1 protein-coding gene is annotated in these 670 nt (G+C 56.4%); it reads left to right on the forward strand.

Annotation, left to right across the window (positions count from 1 at the left end; all coding sequences use genetic code 11):
* Nucleotides 1-320 precede the first annotated feature (320 nt).
* On the forward strand, nt 321-670 hold a 350-nt coding region (locus tag BG74_RS05500; protein WP_187202687.1), incomplete at its 3' end, for a 3-methyl-2-oxobutanoate hydroxymethyltransferase.

The raw sequence follows: 670 nt of genomic DNA on the forward strand, positions 1-670 counted from the left end.
GGCGGTGCGCTGGCCGAGCGACTGCGTCATGTTCCGCGCAATGGCCTCGTCTATTGGGATGAAGAGCACCGTACGGCAAGGAGTGAACGCCCTTAGTTCGTCAGGCAACGACGTGACACATTAACGCATGCCGGCACAGCGTACGGCCTGCCTTTAAGCTCCCTCGCCTGACCACCTCTCCCGCGCGCGCAACACAGGTCTAGTCAAATACCCAAATGTTTTGTGCGATAAACGCTATACCCCCGGCAAAGCTTCCATTAGAATAAGCTGCCATTCCTAAGCTGACAGCGGCCGTCCCCGCAGTATAGAGATTGTATACTATGACCACTATTTCTCATTTGCTCAAATGGAAGCAACAACAGCGTAAATTCGCCTCCATTACCGCCTATGACGCCGCCTTTGCCCGCCTGTTCGCTAAACAGGGGATCAAGGTGATGCTGGTGGGAGACTCCTTGGGTATGACGATGCAGGGCCACGACTCCACGCTGCCGGTTACAGTAGAGGATATGGTTTATCATACCCGCTGCGTGCGGCGCGGCGCTCCCTCCTGTCTACTGCTGACCGATCTGCCGTTCATGAGCTACGCGACGCCTTCTCAGGCCTATGACAATGGAGCGGTGCTGATGCGAGCGGGCGCTAACATGGTGAAACTCGAAGGCGGATCGTGGCT

Origin of the sequence: Sodalis-like endosymbiont of Proechinophthirus fluctus (assembly GCF_001602625.1) — a bacterium.
Lineage (GTDB): Bacteria > Pseudomonadota > Gammaproteobacteria > Enterobacterales > Enterobacteriaceae.